The organism is Gordonia rhizosphera NBRC 16068, from assembly GCF_000298195.1.
GTDB classification, from domain to species: domain Bacteria; phylum Actinomycetota; class Actinomycetes; order Mycobacteriales; family Mycobacteriaceae; genus Gordonia; species Gordonia rhizosphera.
On sequence record NZ_BAHC01000118.1, the window covers coordinates 82,628 to 103,970 of the forward strand.

The 21,343-nt window shown below is 66.9% G+C and carries 22 protein-coding genes and 1 pseudogene; 13 read left to right on the top strand and 10 right to left on the bottom strand.

What is annotated here, in order from left to right; all coding sequences use genetic code 11:
* Positions 1–237: 237 nt before the first annotated feature.
* From GORHZ_RS13815 to GORHZ_RS13825, 3 genes are all read left to right on the top strand, one after another.
* Positions 238–1,089, top strand: coding sequence for a 3-hydroxybutyryl-CoA dehydrogenase (locus tag GORHZ_RS13815; RefSeq protein WP_006333966.1), 852 nt, complete (start codon positions 238–240; stop codon positions 1,087–1,089).
* 65 nt (positions 1,090–1,154) lie between these two features.
* Positions 1,155–1,550: a tautomerase family protein gene (locus tag GORHZ_RS13820; protein WP_006333968.1), complete on the top strand. Its 396-nt coding sequence runs from the start codon at positions 1,155–1,157 to the stop codon at positions 1,548–1,550.
* A gap of 14 nt (positions 1,551–1,564) precedes the next feature.
* Positions 1,565–2,668 carry an NAD-dependent epimerase/dehydratase family protein gene (locus tag GORHZ_RS13825; RefSeq protein WP_040531879.1) on the top strand — a complete coding sequence of 368 codons (1,104 nt, stop codon included), beginning with the start codon at positions 1,565–1,567 and terminating at the stop codon, positions 2,666–2,668.
* Between the two features lie 19 nt (positions 2,669–2,687).
* On the opposite strand, the gene fadD5 is transcribed toward GORHZ_RS13825, so the two are convergent.
* Entirely contained in the window at positions 2,688–4,292 is a 1,605-nt protein-coding gene (gene fadD5 / locus GORHZ_RS13830) for a fatty-acid--CoA ligase FadD5 (RefSeq protein WP_006333975.1), read from the bottom strand.
* Positions 4,293–4,505: 213 nt separating this feature from the next.
* Between fadD5 and GORHZ_RS13835 the strand changes: the two genes are divergently transcribed.
* Together GORHZ_RS13835 and GORHZ_RS13840 are read left to right on the top strand one after the other, a co-directional pair.
* Positions 4,506–5,093 carry a TetR/AcrR family transcriptional regulator gene (locus GORHZ_RS13835; protein ID WP_006333976.1) on the top strand — a complete coding sequence of 196 codons (588 nt, stop codon included), beginning with the start codon at positions 4,506–4,508 and terminating at the stop codon, positions 5,091–5,093.
* On the top strand, positions 5,090–6,073 hold the full coding sequence (locus GORHZ_RS13840; RefSeq protein WP_006333977.1) for an EamA family transporter: 984 nt from the start codon (positions 5,090–5,092) through the stop codon (positions 6,071–6,073). The genes GORHZ_RS13835 and GORHZ_RS13840 overlap by 4 nt, the downstream gene beginning before the upstream one ends.
* Positions 6,074–6,117: 44 nt before the next feature.
* Here the strand turns inward: GORHZ_RS13840 and GORHZ_RS13845 are convergent, their stop codons facing one another.
* Together GORHZ_RS13845 and GORHZ_RS13850 are read right to left on the bottom strand one after the other, a co-directional pair.
* Positions 6,118–7,263 (bottom strand): RNA polymerase sigma factor, encoded by a 1,146-nt coding sequence (locus GORHZ_RS13845; protein ID WP_040531884.1) that lies wholly within the window; start codon positions 7,261–7,263, stop codon positions 6,118–6,120.
* On the bottom strand, positions 7,260–7,667 hold the full coding sequence (locus tag GORHZ_RS13850) for a YciI family protein (protein ID WP_006333979.1): 408 nt from the start codon (positions 7,665–7,667) through the stop codon (positions 7,260–7,262). The genes GORHZ_RS13845 and GORHZ_RS13850 overlap by 4 nt, the downstream gene beginning before the upstream one ends.
* Positions 7,668–7,891: 224 nt before the next feature.
* Here GORHZ_RS13850 and GORHZ_RS13855 point away from each other — a divergent pair, with 224 nt between their 5' ends.
* Positions 7,892–8,752: an LLM class F420-dependent oxidoreductase gene (locus tag GORHZ_RS13855; protein ID WP_040531887.1), complete on the top strand. Its 861-nt coding sequence runs from the start codon at positions 7,892–7,894 to the stop codon at positions 8,750–8,752.
* A gap of 39 nt (positions 8,753–8,791) precedes the next feature.
* Here GORHZ_RS13855 and GORHZ_RS13860 read toward each other — a convergent pair whose 3' ends face one another.
* The 4 genes from GORHZ_RS13860 to GORHZ_RS30885 all read right to left on the bottom strand — a co-directional run bounded on the left by GORHZ_RS13860 (position 8,792) and on the right by GORHZ_RS30885 (position 11,097).
* Positions 8,792–9,580, bottom strand: coding sequence for an SDR family oxidoreductase (locus tag GORHZ_RS13860; RefSeq protein WP_006333981.1), 789 nt, complete (start codon positions 9,578–9,580; stop codon positions 8,792–8,794).
* Between the two features lie 132 nt (positions 9,581–9,712).
* On the bottom strand, positions 9,713–10,333 hold the full coding sequence (locus GORHZ_RS13865; RefSeq protein ID WP_006333982.1) for an antibiotic biosynthesis monooxygenase: 621 nt from the start codon (positions 10,331–10,333) through the stop codon (positions 9,713–9,715).
* A 102-nt stretch (positions 10,334–10,435) separates the two neighbouring features.
* The gene (locus GORHZ_RS13870; RefSeq protein ID WP_006333983.1) at positions 10,436–10,855 is read right to left on the bottom strand and encodes a VOC family protein; all 420 of its coding nucleotides are present in this window, start codon (positions 10,853–10,855) and stop codon (positions 10,436–10,438) included.
* A gap of 71 nt (positions 10,856–10,926) precedes the next feature.
* A complete protein-coding gene (locus tag GORHZ_RS30885; RefSeq protein ID WP_006333984.1) occupies positions 10,927–11,097 on the bottom strand; it encodes a hypothetical protein in 171 nt (56 codons plus the stop codon).
* A 191-nt stretch (positions 11,098–11,288) separates the two neighbouring features.
* Here GORHZ_RS30885 and GORHZ_RS32250 point away from each other — a divergent pair, with 191 nt between their 5' ends.
* The 3 genes from GORHZ_RS32250 to GORHZ_RS30040 are packed head-to-tail and all read left to right on the top strand — an operon-like array spanning position 11,289 to position 12,623.
* Positions 11,289–11,501 (top strand): maleylpyruvate isomerase family mycothiol-dependent enzyme, encoded by a 213-nt coding sequence (locus GORHZ_RS32250; protein ID WP_083877297.1) that lies wholly within the window; start codon positions 11,289–11,291, stop codon positions 11,499–11,501.
* Positions 11,474–11,953, top strand: a complete 480-nt coding sequence (locus GORHZ_RS13880; protein WP_006333985.1) for a hypothetical protein — start codon at positions 11,474–11,476, stop codon at positions 11,951–11,953. Before GORHZ_RS32250 ends, GORHZ_RS13880 begins: the two co-directional genes overlap by 28 nt.
* 16 nt (positions 11,954–11,969) lie before the next feature.
* Positions 11,970–12,623 (top strand): MBL fold metallo-hydrolase, encoded by a 654-nt coding sequence (locus GORHZ_RS30040; RefSeq protein ID WP_040531890.1) that lies wholly within the window; start codon positions 11,970–11,972, stop codon positions 12,621–12,623.
* A 301-nt stretch (positions 12,624–12,924) separates the two neighbouring features.
* Here the strand turns inward: GORHZ_RS30040 and GORHZ_RS31630 are convergent.
* Positions 12,925–13,125, bottom strand: a pseudogene (locus tag GORHZ_RS31630) (TetR/AcrR family transcriptional regulator); the annotation flags it as partial.
* 590 nt (positions 13,126–13,715) lie between these two features.
* Between GORHZ_RS31630 and GORHZ_RS13900 the strand changes: the two are divergent.
* Entirely contained in the window at positions 13,716–15,953 is a 2,238-nt protein-coding gene (locus GORHZ_RS13900; protein WP_006333999.1) for an NADP-dependent isocitrate dehydrogenase, read from the top strand.
* An 82-nt stretch (positions 15,954–16,035) separates the two neighbouring features.
* On the top strand, positions 16,036–16,968 hold the full coding sequence (locus tag GORHZ_RS13905; RefSeq protein WP_006334001.1) for a 1-phosphofructokinase family hexose kinase: 933 nt from the start codon (positions 16,036–16,038) through the stop codon (positions 16,966–16,968).
* A gap of 144 nt (positions 16,969–17,112) precedes the next feature.
* Here the strand turns inward: GORHZ_RS13905 and GORHZ_RS13910 are convergent, their stop codons facing one another.
* Together GORHZ_RS13910 and GORHZ_RS13915 are read right to left on the bottom strand one after the other, a co-directional pair.
* Positions 17,113–17,997: a universal stress protein gene (locus tag GORHZ_RS13910; RefSeq protein WP_006334002.1), complete on the bottom strand. Its 885-nt coding sequence runs from the start codon at positions 17,995–17,997 to the stop codon at positions 17,113–17,115.
* A 99-nt stretch (positions 17,998–18,096) separates the two neighbouring features.
* Positions 18,097–18,567 carry a M15 family metallopeptidase gene (locus tag GORHZ_RS13915; RefSeq protein WP_006334004.1) on the bottom strand — a complete coding sequence of 157 codons (471 nt, stop codon included), beginning with the start codon at positions 18,565–18,567 and terminating at the stop codon, positions 18,097–18,099.
* A gap of 141 nt (positions 18,568–18,708) precedes the next feature.
* Here GORHZ_RS13915 and GORHZ_RS13920 point away from each other — a divergent pair, with 141 nt between their 5' ends.
* On the top strand, positions 18,709–19,902 hold the full coding sequence (locus tag GORHZ_RS13920; protein WP_006334006.1) for a T6SS phospholipase effector Tle1-like catalytic domain-containing protein: 1,194 nt from the start codon (positions 18,709–18,711) through the stop codon (positions 19,900–19,902).
* A 78-nt stretch (positions 19,903–19,980) separates the two neighbouring features.
* On the top strand, positions 19,981–21,343 hold a 1,363-nt coding region (locus GORHZ_RS13925; protein ID WP_040531942.1), incomplete at its 3' end, for a ferredoxin reductase family protein.

Sequence of the window (21,343 nt, forward strand, 5' to 3'; positions counted from 1 at the left end):
ATGGTTCCGGTCGGCGCGAAGCCGACGCCGGACCCTCGTGATTGTTCCGAATCGTTTCCCTACGCGCGAGTACGGTTCGCGGACTGAGGCAAGGAGAGACATATCCCACATTGGGAGCGCCGGGCGTAACACTCCTGGTCGAGGCGTCGTCGCTGCCCGACCCTGACCGCGTCTCTGAACCTTCCGGCCGCTACCTTGTCCTGGGGATGACATCGACCTCGACTAGAGGAGCATTGCGTGACACATCTGGGAGTAGTGGGCGGCGGCACGATGGGTGCCGGGATCGCCGAGGTGGCCGCACGGGCCGGTGACGACGTCCTGATTCTCGAACGCGACCAGGAGGCGGCCGACGCCGCGCTGGCCCGCATCGAGAAGTCGCTGGGACGGGCAGTGAAGTCCGGCAGGCTGGCCGACGACGAGCTGACCGCGGCGATGGCGCGGCTGCAGACGACGACCTCGATCGCCGACTTCGGTGATCGCGAACTGGTCATCGAGGCGCTGCCCGAGATCGAGTCCCTCAAGGTCGGGTTCTTCGCCGAGTTGGACAAGGTGACCCGGCCCGATGCGATCCTCGCGACGAACACGTCGTCGATCCCGATCATCCGCATCGCGAAGAACGTCGCCGATCCGTCGCGTGTCGTCGGCGTGCACTTTTTCAATCCGGTCCCGGTGATGAAGCTCGTCGAGATCATCTCGAGTCTGGCCAGCTCACCCGAGGCGATCGAGACCGTCACCGCTTACGCCCGCGACCACCTCGGCAAAAAGACCATCCAGGCTGGTGACCGCGGCGGGTTCGTGGTCAACGCGCTGCTCATCCCCTATCTCGTCAGCGCGATCCGCATGTACGAGAGCGGATACGCCACCAAGGAGGACATCGACGCGGGCATGATCAACGGGTGTGCGCACCCGATGGGGCCACTGACGCTGTCGGACACCATCGGCCTCGACGTGGTCCTCGACGTCGCCGAATCCCTCTACCAGGAGTTCCGCGAACCCCACCATGCGCCGCCACCCCTCCTGCAGCGCATGGTCGATGCCGGCTATCTCGGCCGCAAGACCGGTAAGGGGTTCTACGACTACTCGAAGTAGCCGGATCCCCGCACCCGGGTCGCCCGACGTGACAGTCTCGACTCAGATCTTCGAGAGGAGAGGTCATGCCGCTGATCTACGTCGACCTGCTCGACAATCGCACCGACGCACAGGTCGCCACCCTGCTCGACGCTGTCCACGCGGCCGTCGTCGAGGCATTCGAGGTACCCGAACGTGACCGATATCAGGTCGTGAACGTGCACCGGCCCGGCCACATGGTCGTACAGGACACCGGACTCGGCATCGACCGGACCGACGACGTGGTGGTCATCCGGGTGGTCAGCAAACGACGCTCGGTGCCGCGCAAGCAGCGTCTCTACGAGCTGCTCGCGACGAATCTGGCCCGGGACTGCGGGATCGCGGCGAGCGACCTCGTGGTGAGCGTCGTCGAGAACGATGCGCCGGACTGGTCCTTCGGGCACGGGGTGGCGCAGTTCGTCACCGGCGACCTCCCCTCGTGACGGCGCGATAGGCGGTGTCTGCACCGACGATCGTGGTCACCGGCGCGTTCGGCCAGGTCGGCCGGCGCGTCACCGATATCCTCCTCGACCGCGGATGCCGGGTTGTTGCGCTGGGCCGGGCCAGCCAGAGGGCGAGGACGGTCGCGCAGGAGATGATCGTGTCGGCGCCGGCCGGCCGGTTGATCCCGGCGTTTGTCGACATGCTCGACTCGCAGGGGGTCGTGCAGGTACTCGCCGACCACGAACCCGAAGCGATTGTGCACCTGGCGGCGGTGGTTCCGCCGGCGTCGTATCGGAACCCCCAGGGGGCGAGCGAGATCAACGTCGAGGGGACCCGACTGCTGCTCGCCGCGGCGCGCCGGGTGCCGACGCCCCCGTTCATGGTTCTCGCCTCCAGCGCCGCGGTGTACGGATCTCGTAACCCGCATCGTCATCCCGAACTCGTCACCGCGGAGACGCCGGTGAATCCGATCGACCGATACGGGCAGGACAAGGTGGTGGCCGAGGCTGCGGTCGCCGGCAGCGGCCTGCCGTACTGCATCCTGCGTCTGGGCGGGATCATCTCACCGGACGTGGCCGCCGAGGTCAATCGTGGTTATCTGCTGCTGATGCGGGCCACACCGGGCGACAACCCACTGCACACGGTCGACTCCCGCGATGCCGGCCTGGCGTTGGCGAACGCCTGCGATCGCCGCGATCTGGTCGCCGGAAAGGTGTTGATGATCGGCGGGGACAGCAGCCACGTCCACACCCATCGTGATGTCGTCGACGACTTGATCGCCACCGTCGGTCTCGGGCACCTCGGTGGCTCGGTGTGCCTGCCCGGCGACCCCAACGATGAACATGGATGGGCCTTCACCGGCTGGTTCGACACCGCCGAATCGCAGGCGCTGCTCGACTTCCAGCAGCACGACTGGGCGAGCACCGTGCACTGGGTGGCGCAGTCTCAGGCCCGCCGACGTCTGGTGCTTCGGCCGGCGGGGCCCGTCTTGCGGCCGCTCATCCGTGTCGCGCTGGCCCTGCAGCGTCGATCAGAACACCGCGGTCCCTACGCCGATCCCTGGCGTCTCATCTCCGCCACGTACGGCGCTGCGGCGTTGGCCCAACCTCTGTCGTGAGCTGTCGTGAGTTGCTCGGTCAGTCGGCCAGACCCGCATCCTTGCTGCCGTAGGCCTTCCGCAGCGTGGGTTTGACGACCTTGCCGCCGGCGTTACGAGGTAGTTCATCGATGATGACCATGTCCTTGGGCTGCTTGAACCGCGCGAGGTTCTCATTGAGATAGGGCTCGAGTTCTTCGAGGGTCAGTTCGTCCACGCCCTCGGCGAGGACGACGACTGCCACCGGCACCTCGCCCCACTTCTCGTGGGCGCGAGCGATGATCGCGGCCTCCGCGATCTTCGCGTGACCGAAGAGGACGTTCTCCACCTCGGCGCAGTAGATATTCTCGCCGCCGGAGATGATCATGTCCTTGGCGCGGTCGACGACATAGAGGAACCCCTCCTCGTCCTCGCGGACGAGGTCACCGGAGTGGAACCAGCCGCCGCGGAAGGCGTCCGCGGTTGCCTGCGGGTTCTGCCAGTAGCCCTTCATCATGTTCGGGCCGCGGTAGACGATCTCACCCACCTCACCGGGTTTGACGTCGTTCATCATCGGATCGACGATGCGTGCCGTCACGCACGGCACCACCTTGCCGACCGAACCGATCTTGCGCAGCGCGTCCTTGCCCTCCAGCATGCACGTCACGGGCGACATCTCGGTCTGCCCGAAGGCGGTCATGTTGCTCGCGGCGGGAAAGGTCTCGTTCATCGCATTGAGCACGGTGTCCGATGCCGGTGCGGCGCCCCAGCTGATGTTCCGGAGCTTGAGGTTGCGGGGCCTGGCCTTCTGCGCGGCACAGACAGCCTGCCATTGGGCCGGCACCATGAATACCGAGGTGGTGCCCTCGCGCTCGAGGGTGTCGAGCATGGCGTCGGCGTCGAAGGCTCCGAGTGCGTGGATCACGGCCGGGATGCCCCGGTAGAACACCGGTGCGAAACCCCCGATACCGGCGATGTGGAAAATGGGCGGGACGATCGAGGCGACATCATCGGACTCACCGCTCGCGGCGATCATCGCGGTGACCGCCTGCGCCTGCAAATTGGTGTGGGTCAGCATGGCGCCCTTGGGCTTACCGGTGGTACCCGAGGTGTACATGATGAGCGCGACGGTCTCCTCGGGGACGTCGATCTCGGGCAGATCCGACGGATCCTCGGCGAGCAGGGTTTCGTAGTCGAGGTGCGCCGGGTTGTCGGAGCCGTCGACCGCGATCACGGTCTCGAGGCCGCCGGTCGAGGCGTTGACGGCGTCGGCCAACGGTGCGAGCAGTTTCTCGGTGACGATCACGCGGGCCCCGCTGTCGGTGACCAGGTAGCCGACCTCCGCCGGACTCATCCGGATGTTCACCGGCACCGGGATGGCGCCGATCAGGTTGGCCCCCAGCACCGCCTCGACGTATTCGGTGCGATTGAGCAGCGCCATCAGGACCCGGTCCCCGAACCGCACACCCCGGCGATACAGCGCGGCGGCGAAGGCACGGGTGCGCTCGTCGAGCTCACGCCAGGTAGTCGCCTTGTCGAGGTACTTGATGGCGGTCTGGTCGGGAATCATGAACGCGTGCCGGCGCACCTGGTTGTTCCAGTGGTTGCGTCGGGAGCGCATCGGCTCGGTGGTCAGATCAGTTGTGGATTCGGTGGTGGCGGTCATTGCTCGATCTCCCCTGTTGTTGACGCAGCTAACCTGAGCACCGCTTCATGTGCTCCGAATCACACCTTATGGTCGGGAGTGGCCTCCGGGTGAGCGATCGACGAGGGAGTTCTTCGTGGCGTGCCGGCGACGTGGACCTCGCGCTCGCCACGATTTCATTCGTCGGGCACGATTAGGTAGACTGTTCTACCTAACAACGAGCGAGACGCGGATATGTCTGACACCCCCACGGGTCGCGCAGCGCGGCCGGCACGCGCGCGGATTCTCGACGCCGCGGCACGACAGTTTTATGCGCACGGTATCGCGGCAACCGGGATCGACACGATCACCGCCGACGCCGGCGTCGCCAAGATGAGTCTCTACAACAACTTCTCATCCAAGGCCGACCTCGTGTCCGCATACCTCGACGAGCGCCACCGGGAATGGATGTCGCTCTACGCCAAGCGCTGCGAGGACGCGACGACACCGTCCGAGCGGATCATCGCGGTATTCGACGCATATGCAGACCACGCCGCCCTCGCCTACGACCACGGGTTCCGTGGTTGCGGACTCCTCAATGCGGCTGCCGAGTTACCCGTCGACGACCCGGGCCGGGATGCGGTGCGCCGGCATAAAGAGGAGGTCGAATCGATTCTCCGCACCGAACTGGCCGCGCTGTGTGAACCCCGCGTGGCGGATGCCTGCTCGGAGCATCTGTCATTCCTCCTCGAGGGTGCCATGAGCAGGGCGGGTCTGGAAGGTACACCGGACCGCCTCGGTCATGCGCGTACGCTGGCCGAATCCATCGTCGCGGCACTATGAAATCGGTTGCGCAGGCAAGAGCTTCGGTGCTCGGCGCCGCGATGTTGTGGGGCACCACCGGAACCGCGGCGGCGCTCGCACCATCACTGAGCGCAATCACTGTCGGCGCCGCCGCGATGGGTCTCGATGGGATTCTGCAGGGGATCGTCAACGGCGCGAACGTACGACGTTCCACTCTCGCGCTAGGCCGCCACGCTTGGGTCGTTGCAGTTGGCGTGATGTGTGTTGCGCTGTATCCGTTGGCTTTCTATTCCTCGATGCGGGTCGGCGGTGTCGCCGTCGGAAGCGTAGTCTCGCTGGCGTCGGCACCCTTGGCGTCGGCGATCATCGAACGAATCGTCGACGGGCGGAAGCTGACGCAACGCTGGATGCTGGCCTCCGGTCTCGGAATTCTCGGCGGCACCCTTCTGAGTGCAGCGCATCCCGGTACGGTCGGTGCAGCACACTCATCGGCGCCGGGTATCTTCCTGGGGCTGCTTGCCGGCTGCACGTATGCCGGCTACTCGTGGGCGCTGCGACGCCTCATGCGCAACGACGTCACGCGTGGTGCGGCCACCGGCGCTGTTCTCGGCCTGGGCGGCATACTGTTGCTGCCCCTCGTCGTCGTGAACGGATCGGCCATCGCGGGGTCCCTGACGACATGGCTTGTCGTCGCGTATCTGGCAGTGGTGCCGATGTTTCTCGGATACGTGTTGTTCGGCATTGGTCTGGGGGCACTCGACGCCACCACCGCGACAACGATCACTCTCATCGAACCCGCAGTGGCCACCGTGCTGGCGGTTGTCGTTCTCGCCGAGCGCACCTCGGCCGCCGGCTGGACCGGAATCGCCCTCATCTGCGGCGCGCTATGCCTGCTCACGGTCTCGCGGCGGCACTCGGCAGCTACACCCACTCCGCACCCCTCCGGGGGTGCAGTCCTGGACCCGGCGCCCGGTACGCCGCCGGTGTCGACCGACCGGACCGATCCGGTTACGACCTGATCCGAGTCGAGGACTCTCCATGCCGGCGCAGCGCCGCCGGCATGTCACCGTGGCATGAGCCGACGCATCCGCGCGGCCTCGCGGGAGAGGTGATCACGCTCGGCGACGCTGGTCGCGGCGCGGGCGGCCGCGGAATACAGTTCGGCCGCACGATCGAGATCGCCGATCCGTTCGTGGAGGTAGGCCGTGACCGCGGTATGGCGCGGCACTCCAGGGTCCACACCAGCGAGCGCAGCGAGACCCGCCCGCGGTCCATCGGCCTCACCCACGGCCACCGCGCGGTTGAGTCGGACCACCGGACTGTTCGTGAGGCGTAGCAGTTCGTCGTACCACTCGACGATCTGCACCCAGTCGGTCTCGTCGGCGTGTCGGGCATCCGCATGCAGGGCCGCGATCGCCGCCTGTGCCTGATACTCGCCCAGCCGATCACGGGCGAGAGCGGACTGCAGGATTATCACACCTTCGGCGATCATCGCCCGGTCCCACAGTGATCGGTCCTGTCCATTGAGCGGGATCAGCCGACCACCCGGGCCCGTGCGCGAAGCTCGCCGCGCGTGGTGGAGCAGCATGAGTGCGAGCAATCCGGCCGACTCGGGTTCGTCGGTCAGGTCGACGACCTGGCGGGTCAGTCGGATCGCCTCGGCGGCCAGATCGACGTCGCCGCCGTACCCTTCGTTGAAGATGAGGTAGAGCACCCGGAGCACGGTCGGGAGATCACCGGGCTGGTCGAGTGGGAGACCTGCGATGCGGCGCTTGGCCCGGCTGATCCGCTGTGCCATCGTCGCCTCGGGGACGAGGTAGGCCGCAGCGATCTGCCGGGTCGTCAGGCCGCCGACGGCACGCAACGTCAACGCCGCGGCTGCGCTCGGTGACAGACTGGGATGTGCACAGAGAAAGTAGAGCCGTAGCGAGTCGTCGCTCATCGGCGCCGGGCCGGGACGGGGTTCGGCATCTACAGCGATCTCCCTTCCGCGACGGGATATCTCGGATCGCCGGGTGTCGAGGAACTTGCGCCACGAGACCGTGGTGAGCCAGGCCTTCGCGTCGCGCGGCGGGTCGTCGGGCCAGGTGTCCAGTGCCGGGATCAACGCCTCCTGGACGGCATCCTCGGCCGACGCGAAATCCGCTCCGCGCCCGACGAGGACACCGATCACCGCGGGCACGAGTTCCCGCAACAGCGTCTCGTTCACTCGGTGACCGTGGGTGGTTGGGTGAGGAACGGCCGGACCTCGAGCCACTCGTGGATCGGCTTTCCGCCGGCCCCGGGGGCGGCCGACAACTCCCCCGCAAGTTCGACCGCGCGGTCCCAGGAATCGACGTCGATGACCATCCAGCCCGCGATGAGATCCTTGGTTTCGGCGAACGGGCCGTCGGTCACGGGTGGCCGTCCCTGGCCGTCGTAGCGGACAAAGGTGCCCTCGGGTGCGAGGGCCTGCTCGTCGACGAACTCCCCGGTCGACTCCAGGCGTTTCGCGAAGTCGCTCATGTACTGAATGTGTGCGTCGACCTCGTCGGGAGTCCACTGGTCCATCATCGTCCAGCCGTCGACGGGTGTCGGTCCGCCCCGATAATGCTTCAGCAACAGGTACTTCATGGTCGTCCTCCTCGGTTGCGCGCGGCCCTCATAGCCACTGGTACCCCTGGGACGGAGCCGCCGCCAGATTCTCGACACTCCGCGACTCGCTTCTCGCGTCACGCGTCCGATTCGCCCCCCGGGAAGTCGGGGCGTCCGCCGGTTGCCTGCCGGAGAGGCGACGACCCGACTTCCGGGGGGACGAACTCGAGGGGATCGTCGCTCGACCGGTAGGGTCGGATTCCGTGAATATCAGCGGGGTAGGTATTTGGAGTGCACCATTGCGTTACGGCGATCCGGGCGAAGCTGCGGACGCCGCGTCGGAGCTGGAGCAGCTTGGCTTCTCGGCCCTGTGGATTCCCGATGTCGGCGGCCCGGTGCTGGACTCGGTGGCGAATCTGCTTGGCGCCACCACGACAACCGTGGTCGCCACCGGAATCCTGAACATCTGGATGCATGAGCCGAAGGACGTCGCGGCCGCCCACGCCCGGCTGACGGCCGAGCACGGGCCCCGCTTCCTGCTGGGCCTCGGCATCAGCCACGCACCGCTGATCGACGCGCACGAAGCGGGGCGCTACCAAAAGCCGCTGGCCACGACCAAGGCATTCCTCGACGGCCTCGACGACGCCGAGCACCCGGTTCCCACCGACAGCCGGATGCTGGCCGCGCTGGGCCCGAAGATGCTCGAACTCGCCGCCGACCGCACCGCCGGCACCCATCCCTACCTCGTGACCCCCGAGCACACGGCGGCGGCACGTGCCGCCCTCGGCGAGGGCCCACTGGTCGCCCCGGAACAAACCGCGATCCTGGCCACCGACCGCGACGAGGCGCGATCGATCGCAGGCAAATGGCTACGCGGCTACCTGGCCATGCCCAACTACGCGAACAACCTTCGCCGCCTCGGCTTCTCCGAAGAGGATCTGACGTCGGTGAGCGACAAGCTCTTCGATGCTCTCATCGCGTGGGGCGACGAGGCGGCCGTGCTCGCCCGCATCGACGAACATCGCGCCGCTGGAGCCGATCACGTCTGTGTCCAGGTGCTGCACGCAAATCATCGCGGATTCCCGCGCGAGCAGTGGCGACGACTCGCCGCTGCTCTCGGCTGACCAACCGCCAACCATCCACCGGGCCACCCGTGGGAGCCGTCACCGGGTGCCGCTGATCCCTCCATCCACCGGGATCACGGTTCCGGTCAGGTAGGCGCCGGCCCGCGAGGACAGGAAGATCGCGGTGCCGGCGACGTCCTCTGGACTGCCGACCCGACCAAGTGGGACACCGTTTTCCACCTGAGCGCGCGCTTCGGGGTCATCGAGGAGGAATGCCATCATCTTCGACGGGAACGGCCCGGGAGCGATGGCGTTCACGGTGATGTGCTCGGATGCCAGTGTCGCGGCCAGCTTGCGGGTCAGCATGTGGACCGCGGCCTTCGAGGCGCCGTAGGAGAAGTTGTCGGTGCCGGAGACGACCAGGCCGTCGATGGACCCGATGTTGATCACACGGGCCGGGTCGTCCGCGGCAGCGGCGGCGCGCAGCCGCGGCAACAGCGCCTGGGTGACCTCGAATATCGACGTGACGTTGAGGTTGAGGATCTTGTCGAACCCCGAACGGGGGAACTCGTCGAGGGCCGCGCCCCAGGTGGCGCCCGCGTTGTTGACCAGGACGTCGACGCGGTCGAAGCGATCGGCCACGAACCGGGCCAGCGCCTCCACACCCTCGGCCCGCGACAGATCGGCGGCGAGCGCCGCGACGTCGCCGATCTCCGACAGCTCCGCCTCGGCCGACGCGCACGCCTGCGGCTTGCGGGAGGAGATGATCACGCGCGCACCCGCCTGCGCGAAGCCGCTCGCGATCATCATCCCGATGCCGCGGGTGCCGCCGGTGACGACGACGTTCTTGCCGCCGACGTCGAAGAGCCCCGCCGGATGACTGTTCACTGGGCAGGTTCCTCCGATGGTCCTCAGGGTTTGTGCGTCCTGAGAGATTCATAGTTGAAATCGGAGTCGCCTTCAGCGGTTTCACGAATGCTGCAGATCAGCCAGGTGGTCGCAGCGAATTCTCCCTACGTGTCAGACGAGTTCGGGCACGTGCAGATGTGCGAGGACCAGTTCGAACTCGCACACCTCGAGCACCTCGGCGCCGGCCTCGGCGGTGCCCGCCTCACGGATCGTCCCCGCCTCGCCCCGGGTCTGCATCATCGCGTGGGTGCTGTCGTAGGTCACCGACGAGACCGCGATACCGGACTCCCGGTCGATCATCAGGCTGGCGCTGCAGAATCCGTGTAGATCCTCGAGCGCCGGAAGCGAAGCGAGCTTGAAAACGTCGACGGCGCGGTCGAGTTTGTCGGGGTCGACACGGAACCAGGTCGCGCGCAGGCAGGCGCCTTCGTGCGCCCGGTGGTTGCGATGCAGTGCCGCGATCTCCCACTCGTCGACCTGGGGCCTGCCGCCGAGCACGTCGGCCGCGCGGGTGCGCACGGCATGGAGGTGTTCCTCCGTGGCTATCATCTCGTCCAATGTCTGCCAGGAACTGGTGATGATGCACCTGCGTGAATGTCGGTCGACGATCATCGAGGTGCCAAGGCATCCGGGCATGTCGGCCAGCAGCGGCATGACCTCGTTCTGAACGTGCCGGATGCCGGCATCGATGCGGTCCGGATGTGCGACGACGGTGGTGGAACGTGCGAACACGGGTCATTCCTCCGGTCGGGGCAGCGCCCCGGCGGCGCCGCCGGTCGGATCTGACGATCCTCTCTTTCCCGTCGGTGGGCAAGGGCCGATGGCGCGCCGTCTTCACATTGCCCGTGTGCCGTCCGACAGCACCGGCGAGATGAATCCGAACACATTACCGTCCGGGTCCAGCAGATAGGCCAGGCGGCCGACCCCGGGCATGTCCGCCGGTGCAAGCGCTTCGGTGCCGCCGAGTTCGAGACCGCGCTCGAAAGTACCGTCGACGTCGTCAACGCCGACCACAATGTTGCAGCCACTGACCGGTGCACCGACCTCCGGGCGCGGCCCTCGACGCTCGGTCAGTCCGCCGTTGATCCCGAATCCGGCAGCGCCCTGTGATATCGCACCGTCGCCGGTCATGATCGCCCAGTAGGGCACGTCACCGAACTGCTGGAACGACCAGCCGAGCAGTTCGGAATAGAAGTCGATGAGCTGCTGTGGCTCGGTTGCGTGAATCTCGAAGTGCACGACCAGGTTCGCCACGATGCCTCCCTTGGTGGGTTCGGCACCAACCCTACGCTCGCCGGCCCGCCCGGCGATCGTGATGCATTGACTCAGGCCGAAGCCGGCTCGAACTGCGCCAGCATCTCCATGAGTGCCACCTGATCCGGGCCGACGAAGGGACTGGACTGCGGTGTGGGCAGCAGGTTGTCGAGCAGAGTGGCGATCGAGTGTGCCGGCGGGAGATGGCTGCTGAGAATCCACGACGGGTCGGCACGCCACACGCCAGCATCTCGGCGAACCGATCCGGGGCGACGTGGTGGATCCAGGGGCTGTCGATCCCTGCCCACAGCACCTGGCGCTCTGCGAGTTCCGCCTGCGGGAGGTCGGCGACGTCTGGGACCGCAGCCTGTTCCGGAGTCGCCATCACGGCGCCGAAGCAATCGGATGAGAACGCGATGAGCGCGTCGTCGACCTGCTCGGGTCGCTCGAGGCCGATCAGTGGTCGGCACCGACCGACTGTCCCGGCTGGACCGTGCGCGACGTCGCGGCGCACATGCTCGGGATGGTCGAGATGGCCGCGTCGGTCCGCGAACAGATGCGGCAGACTCGCACAGCCCGGCAACGGTCCGCCGGTGTCTTCATCGATGCACTCACGCGTTGCAGGTCGACGAGCGCGCCGACATGACGCCGGCCCAGATCGTCGAGCGGTTCGCGGTGCGTGCCCCGAAGGCCGTCTCGGGTCGCCGACGCACTCCCGGATTCATTCGCAGGCGCCCAATGGCCGATCCGCCCGAGGTCGCCGGCCGGCCCGAGGATTGGCAGATCGGTTTCCTCGTCGTCGTCGACGTGATCCTGACCAGAGACCGTTGGATGCACCGCATCGATGTCTGCCGGGCCGCCGGCGCCGAACATGTGCTGACCGCGGACCACGACGGCGTGCTTGTCGCCGACGTCGTCGCAGAATGGGCATCCCGACACGCAAAGCCCTTCACACTGCACCTCACCGGCCCCGCCGGTGGCCACTGGTCGAACGGGCGCGGCGGTTCCGAACTCGAACTCGACGCGATCGAGTTCACCCGCATTCTGTCCGGGCGTGCTCCCGGAACCGGCCTTCTTGCCACCCCAGTTCCCTTCTGACACAAAAGGATTTGTCATGAACAAACACCGCATCGGCACCGACGTCACCGTCCTGGCCGACCAGACCGAAGTCCCCGGTATCGGTTATCTCCCGATCAACGCATTCGTGTTGCACGCCGACCAACCGGTTGTCGTCGACACCGGGTTGAGCCTGCCGGATCGGGACTTCGTCGCGACATTGTCGTCGGTGATGGACCCGGCCGACGTGCGGTGGATCTGGCTCACCCATCCTGATCGCGATCACACCGGTGGGCTGTATGACCTGCTCGACGCGGCACCGCAGGCTCGCGTCATCACAACCTTCCTCAGCGTGGGCATCCTGGCCACCGAACGGCCCCTGCCGATGGACAGACTCCACCTGGTCAACCCGGGCCAGAGGATCGATGTCGGCGACCGTACGCTCGCCGCCTTCCGCCCGCCATTGTTCGACAACCCGGGCACCACCGGATTCCTCGACACCAGTACCGGATACTCGGTGGCGGCCATCCGCATGGCGGTGTCGCGATCAAGTGCGGGCGATCGAGGGGCTCGGAGATCGGTGGCGTTCATCGTCGACTCCGTGCCGGTTGGGAATCAGGTAGCCCCACCGCGTAGCAGAACATGTCGACGACGCGGGGAAGTTGACGGCGCCAGCGGTCACCACCGGGGTCGTTGGCGAGCTGCTGGCTGACGATGCCGGCCGAGAGCGCGGCCCACAGGTCCAGGTCGTCGGGATCGGTGACACCGGCCGCTGCCATGAACCCCCGGAAACGCTCGTACTGGCGCAGCGAGGTGGCATACGCGGTCTCGCTGGGGGTGAATCCGGGAAGTGTCCGCGCAAACAGCAGCTGATGGCGTGCCTCGTCCGCGGTGGCGAAGTCGAAGAACAATTCCGCGACGACCAACAGGATCGCGCGGGGTTCGGAGGGGGGCGACGCTGCCGCGAACGTTTCGTCCATCTGCCGGTACCCGTCGGCGAACATGGCGTCGAATACCGCGTTCTTCGACTCGAAGTGGGTGTACAGCGAGGGTGGCCGCATCCCGATGCGATTCGCGATCTCGCGCAACGTCACCGAGGCGAGCCCCTCGGAGTGCGCGATGTCCCATGCGGTCTCGACGATCTCACGCCGTGTTGCCTCACGCCGTTCGGCTCGCCTATCGTGATTAGGACTTCCGTTCATGATTAGGATCATGACCCTCGACACACGCGATGTCAACGGGCCCGTCGGGTAGGCCCGAACCACGGTCACGGTCCTGTGAGGTCGGCGTCCTCATGACCGCACCGCTGCGAGCTTGACGCCGCGGACTCGATCGCGGTCGCCGGCCGGAAGCTCGCGCCGGGTACCCGGCTCGGTAGTCGCGGCGAACTGCGGGTCATGTGCGGGGTGTCGGTTCGTCCCGGGGTGCAGATCGACGCGGCTTGCAGATATCGACGAACCCATCGACCAGAATTGGCGCCCCATCGTCGACGCACACCTGTCCGCGGTCACGACGATGTTCACCGACATCCTCGACGGCGACGCAGGGCTCGCGATCGAGCGCAGCGCACCGGGGTTCCTCGAACTGTTCGCAGCGGTTGCCACCGGCAGGGACCGGACGTGACGCGGACTCGGCCCGGCGTCGTCAGAACCATCCTTGGCCTCGGTGGGCACGAGACCTCCCGCGACGCGATACTGGTAACGCGAGACGTCCGCACCACCGTGCCCGACGTCCCCACCACCGTGCGAAACGCACGGACTACCGTGCTGTGTGTAACGAAAACCGGATACGACGAAGGCGGATCATGAACGCGAAGCAACCGACCATCATCTACACAATGACCGACGAGGCGCCGATGCTCGCGACGCACGCGTTCCTTCCGGTCATCCGGGCGTTTGCCGATGCTGCCGACATCAACATCGAGACCAGTGACATCTCGGTGGCGGCCCGCGTGCTCGCGGAGTTCCCCGACTACCTGACCGAGGAGCAGCGGGTCCCCGACAACCTGGCTGCACTCGGCCGTCTGACCCAGGACCCGGACACCAACATCATCAAGCTGCCGAACATCAGCGCCTCGGTGCCGCAGCTGCTCGCGGCCATCAAGGAGCTGCAGGCCAAGGGCTACGCCGTCCCCGATTTCCCGGAGAACCCGAAGACCGACGAGGAGACCGAGATCCGCACCCGGTACACCAAGTGCCTCGGCAGTGCTGTGAATCCGGTTCTCCGCGAAGGTAATTCCGATCGCCGTGCGCCGAAGGCGGTCAAGGAGTACGCGCGCAAACACCCACACTCGATGGGCAAGTGGTCGATGGCATCGCGCACCCACGTCGCGCACATGACCCACGGCGACTTCTACCACGGCGAGAAGTCGATGACCGTCTCCGGGGACCGCGACATCAAGATGGAGCTCATCACCAACGACGGTGAGACCATCGTGCTCAAGCCGAAGGTCTCGCTGACCGACGGCGACGTCATCGACTCGATGTTCATGAGCAAGAAGGCGCTGATCGAGTTCTACGAGGAGCAGATGCAGGACGCCTACGAGACCGGTGTCATGTTCTCTCTGCACGTGAAGGCGACGATGATGCGGGTGTCGCATCCGATCGTTTTCGGCCACGCGGTACGCACCTTCTACAAGGAGGCCTTCGCCAAGCACGGTGCACTCTTCGACGAGCTCGGCGTGAATGTCAACAACGGCCTGTCGGACCTCTACGCCAAGATCGAGTCGCTGCCTGCGACGCAAAAAGAAGAGATCATCGACGACCTGCACAAGTGCCACGAGCATCGGCCGGAGTTGGCGATGGTCGATTCGGCGCGCGGCATCTCCAACTTCCACTCCCCCTCCGACGTCATCGTCGATGCGTCGATGCCGGCGATGATCCGCGTCGGCGGCAAGATGTGGGGCGCCGACGGCCGGCCGAAGGACACCAAGGCGGTCAACCCCGAGTCGACCTTCTCCCGGATCTACCAGGAGATGATCAACTTCTGTAAGACCAACGGCGCCTTCGACCCGACGACGATGGGTACCGTGCCCAACGTCGGCCTGATGGCCCAGAAGGCCGAGGAGTACGGCTCCCACGACAAGACCTTCGAGGTGCCCGCGGCCGGTGTAGCGAATATCACCGACCTCGAGACCGGCGAGGTCCTGCTGACCCAGAACGTCGAAGAGGGCGACATCTGGCGTCTGTGCATCGTCAAGGACGCACCCATCCAGGACTGGGTGAAGCTGGCGGTGACCCGGTCACGCGATTCGGGGATGCCGGTGGTGTTCTGGCTCGATCCCTACCGCCCGCACGAGAACGAGCTGATCGCCAAGGTCCATAAGTATCTGAAGGATCACGACACCGAGGGTCTCGACATCCAGATCATGTCGCAGGTCCGGGCCATCCGCTACACCATGGAGCGGCTGATCCGCGGGATGGACACCATCTCGGCGACCGGCAACATCCTGCGTGACTACCTCACCGACCTCTTCCCGATCCTGGAACTGGGAACCAGTGCCAAGATGCTGTCGATCGTGCCGCTGATGGCCGGTGGCGGACTCTACGAGACGGGTGCGGGCGGTTCGGCACCCAAGCACGTCAAGCAGCTCGTCGAGGAGAACCACCTGCGGTGGGACTCGCTCGGTGAGTTCCTCGCGCTGGCGGTGAGCCTGGAGGACCTGGGTCGCAAGACCGGCGACAAGCGGGCGATGATCCTGGCCAAGGCGCTCGACGCGGCGACCGGGAAGCTGCTGGAGAACGACAAGAGCCCCTCTCGCAAGACCGGTGAACTCGACAACCGTGGCAGCCAGTTCTATCTCGCCATGTACTGGGCGCAGGAGCTGGCGAATCAGACCGAGGACCCCGAACTGGCGAAGCACTTTGCCGCACTGGCCGATACGCTGACCAAGAACGAGGAGGCCATCGTCACCGAGCTCAACGAGGCGCAGGGCGAGTCTGTGGACATCGGCGGATACTACGCGCCGGATCCCGCGATGACCGACGCGGTGATGCGTCCGAGCAAGACCTTCAACGCGGCGCTGGAGTCCGCGCAGGGCTGACGACCGGCACGCGCCCGATGTTTCGAGGCGGCCCGCGGCTCAATCGAGCTGCGGGCCGCCTCTTTTTTGAGAAGCTGGTTCGATGGCACCGATAGCGACCGTCACGATCAACCCGGCGCTGGACATCCACACTTCGGTGCCGCGGGTGCGACCGACGGACAAGCTGCGGTGCACCGATCCCCGGTACGACCCCGGCGGGGGCGGGATCAACGTGGCGCTGGCGATCACGTCACTGGGCGGGTCGGCCACTGCGATCCTCACCACCGGCGGGTACACCGGAGCCCGGGTGCAGTCGCTGCTCGACGCCGGTGGCCTCGATACCCATGCGGTCGCCATCGCCGAACCGACCCGTGAGTGTCTGACCGTCACCGAGGACAGCACAAACGATCAGTACCGGTTCGTGCTGCCCGGACCGCATCTGCGGCCCGACGAGGAGCGGCAGGTTCTGCAGACGATCGATCAGGTCGTTTCGCCGGGCGCGTTCCTGGTCGTCAGCGGTAGCCTGCCGCCCGGATGTTCCGCCGACATCTTCAATCGTGTCGCGGACATCGCCGGCCGCCATGACTGTTCGCTCGTCGTCGACACCAGCGGTCCGGCCTTCGGCTCGGTACGCGGCGCCCGCTTCGTCAAACCGAGTGTGCGGGAACTGCGCGATCACACCGGGCTACCCCTGCCGGACGAGGCCTCCCAAGCCGACGCGGCCCGCACCGTCATCGGCGAAGGCATCAGCGACGCGGTCGTCATCTCCCGTGGCGGTGCCGGGGCGCTCGTGGTGACGGCCTCCGACGCCGTGGTGATCGACCCCGTCGAAGTGCCGCAGGGCGTGGGCAGCGGGGTGGGTGCCGGCGACGCTATGGTCGCCGCGATCACACTGGCGCTGTCGCATGAGTGGCCGTTCGTCGAGGCGGTCCGCCTCGGCATGGCTGCCGGTGCCGCCGCGCTGCTGACACCGGGCACCGAACCGTGCCGGCGTAGAGATGTGGAACGGCTGTACGGGCGCGCGCTCGAGTGGTGATGAGCGCGACCCCAATGTTCTTCCCCCGCAACTTGATTCGTTCCCCACCTGCAGTGGGGGGACGACCCGAAGTACGGGGGAAGAACCGGGAGCGGCGCGGGCGGGGGGCGCGCGAGAGCGACGGCGCGGCGGGGGCGGCCGGGGTTAGGGGACTACCAGCACCGGGCAGTGGGCGTGGTGCACCAGGCTCTGGCTCACCGACCCCAACAGCATTCCCTTGACCGCGCCGCGTCCGCGGGAGCCGACGACGACCAGGCCGGCCGAGCGGGAAAGCTCGTTCAGGCCTCGGCCCGCGGCGTTCTCGTCGTAGACAACCTCCACCTCGACGTCGGGGAACTTCGCGCAGGTGTCGGCGATCGAGGCCTTCAGGCGCTGAGCCTCGTTTCGCCGCAACCGGTCCCAGTCGATCGCCGTGGTCGCGTACGCCGACCCGATCAGGGTGGACACCTGCTGGAAGTAGGCGACCGTGACGCGTCCGCCGAACAGGTGCGCATGGTTGAGCGCCGCGAGGAGGGCGCGGTCCGCGTTCTCGGATTCGTCGGATCCGACGACGACCCGGTTGGCGTGGGCGTCGTCGTCGGCCGTGGGCTCCCGCCACGCCAACACCGGGCACTTGGCCGCACGGATGATCGGCATGACCTGACCGCCGAGCGTCTCACGCAGCGACACCCGGGCTCCGATCACGACCATCTGCGCGCCCTCGGAGTGGGACTTGATGTGATCGGCGAAGGCGCCGGTGCAGGTCGTCGTGGTGATCTCGCTGTCCGGCGACACCTCCCGGACCGCCCGTGCGGCGTCCTCGAGTTTCGCGTCACCGAGTTCGCGCACCTGGTCGTGGAGCGTCTTGTCCCCGGCCATCGCGTACTCGTCGAGCAGCGGCGAATACCAACTGTCGCCCGGGACCGCGTTCACCAGGTCCACCCGCGCGTGTGTCCGAGCGCTGAGGGCGCCGGCCCAGCGCGCGGCGCCGAGGGCGGTCTCGGAACCGTCGATACCGACGATCAGGGGTGCATTCTGGCTGTCACTCATGGTGGTGGCCCCTTCCGCGTGTGTGGCCGATGCTGGACAACCCTCAAGTCCGAATCTACCGGGAACGGACACGATGACGAGGGCACTTGGTCCCGACGATCAGAAATTCCCACGCTGCCGCGCCGCGGCGTCGGCCCACATCGGCGGGCATCGCATTCCCGGCACCGTGGCCACCTCGAAGTGCCACCACTCGTTGTCGAAGGTGCGGCACAACCCCCACCGGAAGCCGTTGACCTCCAACCACGTAGCACCGGCTCGTGGGCCCACGTCGATGGCATCTCCGGTCACATGGGTGGACTCGTTGGGCGGCAGCACCCATCGACGCGCCGCCCCGGGACTGCCGTAGGTGGCGAGTCCGTTGCGCCACAGTTGTTTCTGCTCGGCACGCGTCCGCCGCCCGGAGGTGATCGACAACGGCACGCCCTCGGCATGTGCCGCCGCGGCCGCCCGGGAATACGCCGTGGCCAGCACGGGGTCGAGTCCGGCGGTCTCCGGCCGGGCGTGCGCCGGGGCGGGCGAGAAGATCGGCAGCACGGCGGCCGCGCCCACGGCGACGGCGGCGATGGCCACACGTGGTGACCGCACAACGGTGGTGATCGGCACACGAGTAGTAAACGCGTGGCTGCCGGGCGGCGCAGTGGGCATGCCGATTTACGGTGCTACTGCCTTGGTTATCGTGACCGGAAACTGCCCGACAAGAGGAGTGGCTCGATGAAGCGTCTGGTCGTCTGCTGTGACGGCACCTGGAAGACCGCCAAGGACCCGCACATCTCGAACATCGAGAAGATCGCGCGAGCCATCCGGACCGGGGCCGACGGGGAAACGGTCCAGGTCGTGCACTACTTCAACGGCGTCGGCACCGGGGCGACCTGGTTCGACCGGGTGATCGGCGGTGCCTTCGGCAGTGGCCTGAACATGAATCTGATCGACGCCTACCGCTTCCTGGTCCTCAACTACGAACCGGGTGACGAGATCTTCGTGTTCGGCTTCAGCCGCGGCGCCTACACCGCGCGCAGTCTGGTCGGCATGATCGGCAAGGTCGGGTTGCTCACCGCGGAGGCACTCGCCCGCTCCGGCGACATCAACCTGCTCGACGAGGCCCTCAAGCACTACCGCGACCGCAGCCGCGGCACCAACCAGCAAGATCGGCCGGTGCACGGTGCCCAAATCCCCGACCTGCGGCCGTTCACGCATGGTGCGAACTCCCCCGAATCGCTCCCCCGTATCCGGTTCATCGGGGTCTTCGACACCGTCGGCGCACTGGGGGTACCCGGGATCTCGAGGCACAAGTACGAGTTCCTCGACGTCAAGCTGAGCAACTCGGTCGATGTCGCCCGGCAGGCGCTGGCCATCGACGAGCAGCGACTCACCTTCGACCCCTGTGTGTGGACTCGGGACACGAACACCCGCACGGATCTCAAACAGGTCTGGTTCGAGGGGGTGCACTCCGACATCGGCGGTGGTCTCGCCCGACCCGAACCGTCGGAACTGTCGCTGGCGTGGATGGTGCGCGAGGCGACGAACGCGGGTCTCGACTTCGACTTTGAGCGCTTCCCCCCGCTGACCGACGCCGGCGTGAGCCCGCTCGACAAACGCTACGCCACCAACGACTCGATGAAATGGGGCTACCGGGTGATCAACCTGGTCAAGCTGGGAGTTCGATCGGTCGGCATCGGCAAACGCGTCGCCAACCGGCACAAGGGGCAATCCAGGCTGCTCGAGATCCTCGACGACTCCGCGAGCCCCTTGTACATCGCCGACTACGCCTACCTGCGGTGGCGCGACCTGCCGACACGGGAGAACCAGGCGCACAACATCGGGTGGTGGGATGACCTGATCGGAGGCGACGGGCTCGCAAACAGGGTGGTGACAATCCCGCCGCTCGCACCCGCGCAATCGCCGTGAATCCCCTGGTCACGACGTACAGCAGACTCCCAGGTTGCTGACAGCGTCATTCCGGTCTGCGCATCCACAATGTCATTTATGACATCGAACGTGCTGCCGCCCCGTGCGGCACCGCCGGTCGGGGCGACACCGACCCCGGACGGGTGGGCCGCCTACCGCCGTCCGCGCCCCACGCCCCGCTGGTGGCGCGACGCCACGGCTGCCGCGATGTGGGGCATCCTGCTGTTCGTCACCGCACTGTGGGTGGCCGGTGGAGGTCTGACCGACACCGGCACGCTCGGAACGACGCTCACGTCGATCGGTCGGCTGGCCGGACTCTGGGCCTCGGCGCTGCTGCTCGTGCAGGTCATCATGATGGCCAGGGTGCCGGTGATCGAGCGGGCGTGGGGGCAGGACGCGTTGACCCGACTGCACCGCTGGGTCGGGTTTGGTTCCTTCACACTGTTGCTCGTCCACATCGTCTTCGTCACCATCGGGTACGCCGATGCCGACGTGGGACGCATCTGGCACACCGTCGTCGATTTAACCCTCGACTATCCCGGCATGCTGCTGGCCATCGCCGGCACCGCCGCCATCGTGATGGTCGTGGTGACCTCCTACCGGGCGTCGCGTCGTCGACTGCGCTACGAATCGTGGCACCTGATCCATCTGTACGGCTATCTGGGCGCGGGCCTCGTTCTGCCCCACCAGCTCTGGACCGGCCAGGAGTTCCTGCAGTCGACGTCGGCGACGGTGTTCTGGTGGAGCCTGTGGATCCTGTGCGCCGCATCGGTACTGGCGTACCGGATCGCGCTTCCGCTGTGGCGGTCGTGGCGGAACCAGCTACGCGTCGCCGAGGTTCGGCGCGACGGCCCCCACACCGTGACCGTGACCGTCGCCGGGCCGCGCGTGCGGTCCCTGCGCGCACAGGGCGGGCAGTTCTTCTGGTGGCGGTTCCTGACGACGTCCGGTGGCACACGCGCCCACCCGTTCTCGCTGTCGGCCGCGCCCACCCCGCACACCTTGCGCTTCACCGCCGACATCGTCGGCGACGGCACCCGCGACCTCACCACCCTGACGCCGGGTACCCGCGTCCTCGTCGAGGGACCCTATGGGCGGCTGCATGGTGGCGTGCGCCGGCATTCCAAGGTGCTGCTGCTCGGGTCGGGTATCGGGATGGCGCCCATGCGGGCCCTGCTCGAGGATCTCGACGCCGGCCCCGGAGACATCACCGTCGTCTATCGCACCCATTCGGTCCGCGACGCGGTGCTCGACCGCGAACTCAGCGGCCTCGCGCAGCGGCGACGGGCGCGCTACGTCATGGTCGACGGCCGGCGGAACCCCGACAGGTCGAGCTGGCTGCCCGCAAACGCGGCGCAGTGGGACGACGCCGCCGCCCTGCTACACCTGTGTCCGGACATCGCCGATCACGACATCTACATCTGTGGTCCCCCGGAATGGA

What these genes read in the sequence shown, in the direction of transcription:
- GORHZ_RS13820 (WP_006333968.1), top strand. Translation starts at nt 1,155, where the DNA reads ATGCCGCTGATCTACGTCGACCTGCTCGACAATCGCACCGACGCACAG.
- fadD5 (WP_006333975.1), bottom strand. Translation starts at nt 4,292, where the DNA reads ATGACCGCCACCACCGAATCCACAACTGATCTGACCACCGAGCCGATG.
- GORHZ_RS13835 (WP_006333976.1), top strand. Translation starts at nt 4,506, where the DNA reads ATGTCTGACACCCCCACGGGTCGCGCAGCGCGGCCGGCACGCGCGCGG.
- GORHZ_RS13840 (WP_006333977.1), top strand. Translation starts at nt 5,090, where the DNA reads ATGAAATCGGTTGCGCAGGCAAGAGCTTCGGTGCTCGGCGCCGCGATG.
- GORHZ_RS13850 (WP_006333979.1), bottom strand. Translation starts at nt 7,667, where the DNA reads ATGAAGTACCTGTTGCTGAAGCATTATCGGGGCGGACCGACACCCGTC.
- GORHZ_RS30040 (WP_040531890.1), top strand. Translation starts at nt 11,970, where the DNA reads ATGAACAAACACCGCATCGGCACCGACGTCACCGTCCTGGCCGACCAG.
- GORHZ_RS13900 (WP_006333999.1), top strand. Translation starts at nt 13,716, where the DNA reads ATGAACGCGAAGCAACCGACCATCATCTACACAATGACCGACGAGGCG.
- GORHZ_RS13905 (WP_006334001.1), top strand. Translation starts at nt 16,036, where the DNA reads ATGGCACCGATAGCGACCGTCACGATCAACCCGGCGCTGGACATCCAC.
- GORHZ_RS13910 (WP_006334002.1), bottom strand. Translation starts at nt 17,997, where the DNA reads ATGAGTGACAGCCAGAATGCACCCCTGATCGTCGGTATCGACGGTTCC.
- GORHZ_RS13920 (WP_006334006.1), top strand. Translation starts at nt 18,709, where the DNA reads ATGAAGCGTCTGGTCGTCTGCTGTGACGGCACCTGGAAGACCGCCAAG.